The organism is Streptomyces sp. 150FB (assembly GCF_000818195.1).
Classification (GTDB): Bacteria; Actinomycetota; Actinomycetes; order Streptomycetales; family Streptomycetaceae; genus Streptomyces.
The window spans coordinates 9,419,353-9,426,824 of record NZ_JTHL01000001.1 but is presented as its reverse complement, the minus strand read 5'-3'; the positions used below and the strand labels follow the sequence as shown (position 1 = coordinate 9,426,824).

Here is a 7,472-nt window from a genome sequence, read left to right as displayed (position 1 = left end):
CCGCTCCTGTGATGTGCGAATCGATCGGACGATCAGATCTGTCGGATGGTGCCTGGACCGATGGTCAGCCGCGGCTGCCGTAGCGGCGCTCGAAGCGCTCCACACGGCCCTCGGTGTCGACCACGTGCCCCTTGCCCGTGTAGAACGGGTGGCTCGCGGAGGAGATCTCCACATCGACGACGGGGTAGGTGTTGCCGTCCTCCCACTCCACACGCTCCGCCGGATCGGCGGTGGAGTGCGTCAGGAAGGCAGCTCCCGCTGCGCGGTCACGGAAGACGACCGGACGCGATTCGGGGTGGATACGAGGCTTCATGCTGATTCCTTCCTCGGAACGAGGTGATGGACGGTGTCGGTGACGGCCGGACGCCGGGCGGGCCTGCCTCAGCGCTCCTCGCGGAACAGGACGTGCTCGCCGAGCGCCGGGTCGTACTTGCGCAGGAACAGGCGGTCGGGGTTGTTCCGGCGGTTCTTGCGCGTCACATACGTATGGCCGGTTCCCGCCGTGGACCGGAGAGTGACGACGGGACGGGTCTCGCTGCGTGCCATGAGGTTCTCCAGACGGTGCTGCCGGACTCCGCCCCGGTACCGAACCGGCCGTAACGGGGGTGGGAGTCGTTTCCATCAAGCTGTACGTCTCTGTAACGCGACGCCCCCCGGCGGCATTCCCGTCATGTCCGTGTCGCCGGGACGGGAGAGACTGTCCTTGACCGGCCACGGAGGCCGTCGCGGAGAGCCGTCGCGGAATGCGCCCGCGGCCCGGCGAGTTCTTTCCTTCGGATCCGGGGCACGACACCGGGACCGAAGGCCACCGGAGGCGATTTCGATGGCGGAGCGCGGAGAGCGGGAAGTAGGGACGAACCCCATGGGTGAGTTGATCCTGGTACGGCACGGAGAGACGGCCTGGTCCTTGTCGGGGCAGCACACCGGCCATACCGACCTGCCCCTGACGGAGCACGGCGAGAGCCAGGTCCGCTCGGTCGCGCCGCTGCTCGCCGACCGGAAGGTGGGGCTCACGCTCGTCAGCCCGCTGGCCCGGACCAGACGTACGGCCGAGCTGGTCGGCCTTGCCCCGTACCGCCTCACGCCCGACCTGCACGAATGGGACTACGGCGGCTACGAGGGCGTCACGACCGCCGACATCCACCGCACGCGTCCCGGCTGGAGTCTGTGGACCGACGGGGTGACGCCGGGGCCCGCCGAGTTTCCCGGGGAGACCCCCGAGCAGGTAGGGGCGCGCGCCGACCGGGTGCTCGCCGAGGTGACCGACGTCCTCCGGTCCGACGACGCGGATGTCGTCCTCGTGTCGCACGGCCATTTCCTGCGCGTGCTGACGGCGCGCTACCTCGGCCTCGAACCCGCGGCCGGCGCCCTCTTCCTGCTCGGCACCGGCACCGTCTCCCGCCTCGGCACCGAGCACGACCGTCCGGTGATCACGGCGTGGAACCTCGAACTGCCCGACAGCGTGCTGCGCGCCGCCGAGCAGGAGAAGGCGGACGTGGCCTGATCCGATCGCCGCGGCTCAGAGCCGGCCGAGGTCCGAGGAGAGCCAGTGCTCCGGCCGCATCCGGATGACCACCTGTGCGCCGTGGCTGCCGGCGGCGAACTCGAGGTACGGCTCGACCTTCTCCGGCGCCAGGTAGCGGGTCACCATCTCGCGGGCCGCCTCGGGGCTCGCGGGAACCGTCGAGGTCACGGGGCCCTCGACGGACACGTAACGGACCGTCGGCTCCGTACGGTCCGCCAGCAGGGTGAACCGTCCCGCCGCCGCGATCAGTTTGCCTTTGCGTGAGTCCGGCCCGGTCAGGATCCAGAGGTCGCCGCCGGGCTCGTACTGGTACCAGACCGGCACGGAGAGCGGGGCGCGCCCCTCCCCCTCTCCCGCGTCCACGGCCAGTGCGCCGATGTGCGGCTCGGACAGGAACTGTTCGCGCTCTTCGCGGCTCAGGGCCACCGGAATCTCCCTCTGTCGCTCCGCCTGCCGTCCAGGCCGTCACCCCCGCAGCATGATCAGTCGCACCCGGCCCGGAAGTCCGACTCGCCGACTCCCGCGCGAACTCTGGGCCGAGCGGGTGGATTTCGGGAGGCGCGGGGCCTGTTTATCCCGTTTGATCGTCGGGTACCCGCTGGCACCACCGCAGGACCGCGAGCGGCGGACGACCGACAGGCAGGAGACACAGCGCATGAGTCACTCCGGGGACGCGTCACTGGGAACCATCACCACGCAGGTGCCTTCGAGACTCGACCGCCTGCCCTGGTCACGGTGGCACTGGATGATCGTGATCGGCCTGGGGACCGTATGGATTCTGGACGGTCTCGAAGTGACGGTCGTCGGCAACATCGCGAGCCGCCTCTCCGAGGACGGCAGCGGTCTGCCGATCACGGACGCGCAGGTCACGGGGCTGGGCGCGGCGCTGTACGTGGCGGGTGCCTGCGCGGGCGCGCTGGTCTTCGGCCGGCTCGCCGACCTGTTCGGCCGTAAGAAGCTCTTCATCATCACGCTGGTGGTCTACCTGGCGGCGACAGCGGCGACGGCGCTCTCCTTCTCGGTCTGGTGGTTCTTCCTCTTCCGTTTCCTGACCGGCTTCGGGATCGGCGGCGAGTACGCGGCGATCAACTCGGCGATCGACGAGCTGATCCCCAGTAAGTACCGGGGGCGCGTCGACCTCATCATCAACGGCAGCTACTGGCTCGGCGCCATGGGCGGCGCGCTGCTGTCCGTACTGGCCCTGAACACGAACATCTTCCCCAAGGACCTCGGCTGGCGGCTCACCTTCGCGCTGGGCGTCGTGCTGGGCCTGGTGATCCTGCTCGTACGGCGGCACGTACCGGAGAGTCCCCGGTGGATGTTCATCCACGGACGCTCCGAGGAGGCCGACACACTCGTCGAACACGTCGAACACGAGGTCGAGGAGGAGACGGGCAGGCAACTGCCCGCGCCCCAGGGCTCCATCACCATCCAGCAGCGGCGCTCGATCGGTTTCGGCGAGATCGCCACGTCCCTGTTCCGTCAGTACCCGAAGCGGGCGATCCTCGGATTCTCCCTCTTCGTCGGGCAGGCGTTCCTCTACAACGCGATCACCTTCGGCTTCGGCTCGATCCTGGTGAACTTCTTCAGCGTCTCCAGCAGTTCGACCGGCTACTTCTTCGCGGCCATCGCCTTCGGCAACTTCCTCGGCCCGCTGCTGCTCGGGCGGCTCTTCGACACGGTGGGCCGCAAGAAGATGATCTCGGGGACCTACATCCTGTCCGGACTTCTGCTCTTCGTGACCGCCTGGCTCTTCAACAGCGGCTTGCTCAACGCCACGACCATGACGATCTCCTGGGCCGTGGTCCTCTTCTTCGCCTCGGCCGGGGCGAGTTCCGCGTACCTGACGGTCAGCGAGATCTTCCCGATGGAGACCCGCGCCATGGCGATCGCGTTCTTCTACGCCATCGGTACGGCCGCCGGGGGTATCTCGGGACCGCTGCTCTTCTCCAGCCTCACGTCGAGCGGAAACGTCGGGGACGCCGTCATCGCGTTCTCCATCGGTGCCGGGCTGATGGTGCTCGCCGGACTTGTCGCCATCTTCTTCGCCGTGGCGGCCGAGGGCAGGTCGCTGGAGGACATCGCGGCTCCCCTGACCAGCCAGAAGACGAGCGACAGCGACGACGGAAAGGACAGCGCCCCCACCGCCCCCGCGGTCTGATCCGGATGCCGGGGGCGCGCAGGGTCAATCGCCGTTCGACGCGCCGTTCGACACACCCGCCGGCGCGCCGGCGCCGACCTGTCCGGCCGCCCAGCGCGCCCACTCCTCCTCCATGGACCGCAGGCGCAGCCCGTACTCCAGCGCCAGCCTGCCGTTGACGGACAGCATGCCGTCCCCCCAGTCGCCGGTGTCGCGCAGCGCCACGAGCCCGGCGTGCCGTGCGGCCGCAGTCTCGGCCTTGCCGAGCAGCAGCCGCACGGCCTGTTCTTCGGGCAGGACGCTGAGGAAGAAGACCTGGAGGAGCGATTCGTCGCGCTGCGGCTTCTCCTCCTTCTCCACCAGCCAGCGGCGCAGTTCCCGCGCGCCGGCAGCGGTCAGGCCGTACTCCTTGCGGCCCCGGGCACCTTCCGTCACGACTTGGATGAGCCCTTCGCCGTCGAGGCGGTTCAGTTCGCCGTAGACCTGGCTCTGGGTGGCGGGCCAGACGTTGGCGAGCGAGGTGTCGAACAGCTTTATCAGGTCGTAGCCGCTGCCGGAGTTGTCGACGAGTAGTCCGAGGAGCGCGTGGCGAAGACTCATCCGGCCACCTTACATTCCACTCTTGACATATAAGATTTGACCTTTCGATGCAGACCTGTCGCCGGCGCGCGCCGACGCCCGCACACAGCGGGACGCCACCGGCGTGGTGCGCCGGTGGCGTCCGGATGTACGCGTGTACGGGGGTGCGCGTACGGGTGTGCGCGCGTACGGCTGGGCAGTCAGGCGTCGTTAGCCGCGCCGGCCGGCTTCGGTCTGTTCATCAGCGCCGAACCGGCCAGGACGGCCGTGATCACGGAGCACACGAGGACCACGGCACCGGCCCAGCCGAAGGCGGCGCCCAGGCTGTTCTCCAGGACGTCGACGGCCCCGAAACCGGTCAGGGTGTGCAGGGCCACCACCCCCACGGCTGTCGCGGCGCCCGCCGCCCAGATCCACAGGGTGTCCTGTACGGCGAGCCAGCCGGCGAGTGCGACGCACAGGACGGTGACGACCAGGGCCAGGGCGCCCGTGGATCCGCCGGAGCGCAGGCCGCCGATGTCCGTCGGCAGGTGGATCATGCCGACGACGAACAGGGCCGCGGCCGCCGGCCAGCGCAGTACGGAGCGGAAGCCCGGGGACGCGGGAAGGCTCGGGGCGGGCGCGGAGGTCCGACCGCCGAAGGCGACCGGACCCGGGATGTCGGTCGGGGACCGGAGCGGTGCGCCCGGCGTGTCGGTGCCGGTGATCCTGACGTGTCCGCCGGCGTCACGCAGTTCCATGAAGCCGGCCGGCGGGTCGGCCGGGATGTCGGCGAGCCCGGTCGGGACCGTGTCCCCCGGCGCCGCGCCGGTGCGCGCGTGGTCAGGGAAGCCCTCGGGGGCACCGTCCTCCTCGGCGCGGAAGATGGCCACGAGCCGCGCCACGTCGTCGACCGACCGGCCGACGGCGGCCGCGCGCAGGGCGGTGTCCGCCTCCCCGCTCTCGCACCCCGGCTCGTTCAGCAGGACGACAAGCTGTCTGACCTCCTCCAGGGGGCGCGCCACAGCGGCGGCGCGCAGCGCCTCGTCCCCGGAGTTGGGGAGGGAACCCGTCTGCTTCAGGAGGCGCACCAGGGCGGCCACCTCGTCGAGCGGACGGTAGGTCGCCGCCGTCCAGAGCAGAGTGCGCATCGGCTCGAGTCCCGGTTCCGGCAGCGGGACGTGGGGTGCGGCGGAGCCCGCCGGGGCGCCGGCACCGTCCTCGCCTGGGCGCTGATCGGCATCCCTCATGAAGGCGTGGGGGTCAAGAGACATGGCGCGGCTCCCTCTGCCGGACTCCACGGGTTCGCTCACACCCTGATGGTCACCGTGCGCCGGCACGGCGCACGCTTTGTCACATCCAAGCCCGCCGGGGAAGATTCGCGCCATCCCGGAGCGGCAGACGAGGGACATCCGCCCGGCGCCGGACATGCGAAGAGCGCCGGTCCGACGGGGATTCCCGTCGGACCGGCGCCCTGGTGTTCCGCGCCCTGCCGGGCAGTGCGGGACGAGGTCAGGCGGGGAGGATGTTCTCCGCCTGCGGGCCCTTCTGGCCCTGGGTGACCTCGAACGTGACCTTCTGGCCCTCCGTCAGCTCACGGAAGCCGGACGTCGCGATGTTGGAGTAGTGGGCGAAGACGTCGGGACCGCCGCCGTCCTGGGCGATGAAGCCGAAGCCCTTTTCCGAGTTGAACCACTTCACTGTTCCGCTGGCCATGCCGATTCTCCGAATCCGGTACACAAGGTTCCCCGCACGGTGCGGGGGACCCGGGAGGTGATCGCCTTGGTCCGTAGAGACGCTGAACAGCACAAACGCCCGTGACGGTGCGTCACGGGCGAGCGGTACTTCGGAACCACGACAGCTAGATCAAGACGCTACATCGCCGGACGCGATACAGCCACAGAATCGAGCAACTCTTGCGCCTGTGCCGTACATCGAGCCCGGCGTGTCGCCGTCGCGTTTCCTACCAGCGGTGCTGAATCTGGGCGCGGAGGCGGCGGTCGTAGAGATCCGTCACCGCGTCGAGTGTGGACTGCGGCAGCGGCGGGAGTGCCGCCGCCTGCGCGTTGCCGCGGGCCTGGGCCACGGAACGGGCGCCGGGGATGACGCTGCTGACGCCGGGCTGCTGGACGATCCAGCGCAGCGCCGTCTGGGCCGGTGTGGCGCCTTCGGGGGCCAGCTCCGAGAACTCGGCGGCGGCGGCGAGCCCCGTCCCGTACTCGATTCCGGAGAAGGTCTCGCCCTGGTCGAAGGCCTCGCCGTTCCGGTTGAAGGAACGGTGGTCGTCGGCGGCGAAGACCGTGTCCTTGGTGTACTTCCCCGACAGCAGGCCGGAGGCCAGCGGGACGCGCGCGATGATGCCGACGCCTGCTTCGCGGGCGGCGGGGAGCACTTCTTCCAGCGGCTTGAGCCGGAAGGGGTTGAGAATGATCTGTACGGCGGCCACGCCCGGCCTCGCGATCGCGGCGAGCGCCTGCGCGCAGGTCTCGACGCTCACGGCGTAGGCGGCGGTCCGTCCCTCGGCGACGAGGGTGTCGAGCGCGTCGAAGACGGCGTCCGAGGCGATGACGGCCGTGGGCGGGCAGTGCAACTGCACCAGGTCCAGGGTGTCCACACCGAGGTTGGACCGGGACCGGTCGGTCCAGGCGCGGAAGTTGTCGAGGACGTAGTTCTCCGGGAGCTGTTCGGCGCGGCGGCCCATCTTGGTCGCCACGAAGATCCCGGCGTCCGGATGGTTCTTCAGATAGCGGCCGATGAACTGCTCGCTGCGTCCGTCGCCGTACACGTCCGCCGTGTCGAAGAAGGTCACGCCCGACTCAGCGGCCGCGTCGAGCACGGCGAGCGCGTCCGACTCGGCGACATCGCCCCAGTCGGCGCCCAACTGCCACGTACCCAATCCGATGACGGAGACGTCGCGTCCCGTCCTGCCCAGTGTTCGCTGCTCCATTCGGGTGATATTACGCGCTCTGCCCCTCCGCCCTGACGGATTCATTTTGCAGATCCTGCACTTTTGCATACCCTGCAATATGTGAGGACCGAAGGCGCCGTTCCCGGACTGAGGGAGCGCAAGAAGCAGGCCACGCGTACGGCTCTGGCCGAGGCGGCTGTACGACTCGCCGCCGAGCACGGGGCGGAGAACGTCACCGTCGAAGCCATCAGCGAGGCAGCGGGGGTCTCCCCGCGTACGTTCTTCAACTACTTCGACAGCCATGACGACGCCTTCGTCATGATCGACACGGAGATAGGCGA

General features: G+C 69.5%; 10 protein-coding genes. 3 read left to right on the top strand and 7 right to left on the bottom strand.

Features of this window, described 5'->3' with window-relative positions; translation table 11 throughout:
- Window positions 1–64 precede the first annotated feature (64 nt).
- The gene (locus QR77_RS40290; protein ID WP_040026856.1) at window positions 65–313 is read right to left on the bottom strand and encodes a type B 50S ribosomal protein L31; all 249 of its coding nucleotides are present in this window, start codon (window positions 311–313) and stop codon (window positions 65–67) included.
- Window positions 314–381: 68 nt separating this feature from the next.
- Entirely contained in the window at window positions 382–546 is a 165-nt protein-coding gene (gene rpmG / locus QR77_RS42670; protein ID WP_052489466.1) for a 50S ribosomal protein L33, read from the bottom strand.
- Window positions 547–862: 316 nt separating this feature from the next.
- Here rpmG and QR77_RS40285 point away from each other — a divergent pair, with 316 nt between their 5' ends.
- A complete protein-coding gene (locus QR77_RS40285) occupies window positions 863–1,504 on the top strand; it encodes a histidine phosphatase family protein (RefSeq protein ID WP_040026855.1) in 642 nt (213 codons plus the stop codon).
- 15 nt (window positions 1,505–1,519) lie between these two features.
- On the opposite strand, the gene QR77_RS40280 is transcribed toward QR77_RS40285, so the two are convergent.
- Window positions 1,520–1,951, bottom strand: a complete 432-nt coding sequence (locus QR77_RS40280; RefSeq protein WP_040026854.1) for a pyridoxamine 5'-phosphate oxidase family protein — start codon at window positions 1,949–1,951, stop codon at window positions 1,520–1,522.
- A gap of 229 nt (window positions 1,952–2,180) precedes the next feature.
- Here QR77_RS40280 and QR77_RS40275 point away from each other — a divergent pair, with 229 nt between their 5' ends.
- Window positions 2,181–3,686, top strand: a complete 1,506-nt coding sequence (locus tag QR77_RS40275) for an MFS transporter (protein ID WP_040029519.1) — start codon at window positions 2,181–2,183, stop codon at window positions 3,684–3,686.
- 24 nt (window positions 3,687–3,710) lie between these two features.
- On the opposite strand, the gene QR77_RS40270 is transcribed toward QR77_RS40275, so the two are convergent.
- The 4 genes from QR77_RS40270 to QR77_RS40255 form a co-directional block, all read right to left on the bottom strand.
- Entirely contained in the window at window positions 3,711–4,265 is a 555-nt protein-coding gene (locus QR77_RS40270; protein WP_052489465.1) for a PadR family transcriptional regulator, read from the bottom strand.
- Window positions 4,266–4,444: 179 nt separating this feature from the next.
- Window positions 4,445–5,497: a hypothetical protein gene (locus QR77_RS40265; RefSeq protein WP_052489464.1), complete on the bottom strand. Its 1,053-nt coding sequence runs from the start codon at window positions 5,495–5,497 to the stop codon at window positions 4,445–4,447.
- Between the two features lie 238 nt (window positions 5,498–5,735).
- A complete protein-coding gene (locus QR77_RS40260; RefSeq protein ID WP_040026853.1) occupies window positions 5,736–5,939 on the bottom strand; it encodes a cold-shock protein in 204 nt (67 codons plus the stop codon).
- A 247-nt stretch (window positions 5,940–6,186) separates the two neighbouring features.
- Window positions 6,187–7,170: an aldo/keto reductase gene (locus tag QR77_RS40255; RefSeq protein WP_040026852.1), complete on the bottom strand. Its 984-nt coding sequence runs from the start codon at window positions 7,168–7,170 to the stop codon at window positions 6,187–6,189.
- Between the two features lie 72 nt (window positions 7,171–7,242).
- On the opposite strand from QR77_RS40255, the gene QR77_RS49645 reads away from it, so the two are divergent.
- Window positions 7,243–7,472, top strand: a 230-nt coding sequence (locus tag QR77_RS49645; protein ID WP_040029516.1) for a helix-turn-helix domain-containing protein, incomplete at its 3' end; no start/stop codon positions are given.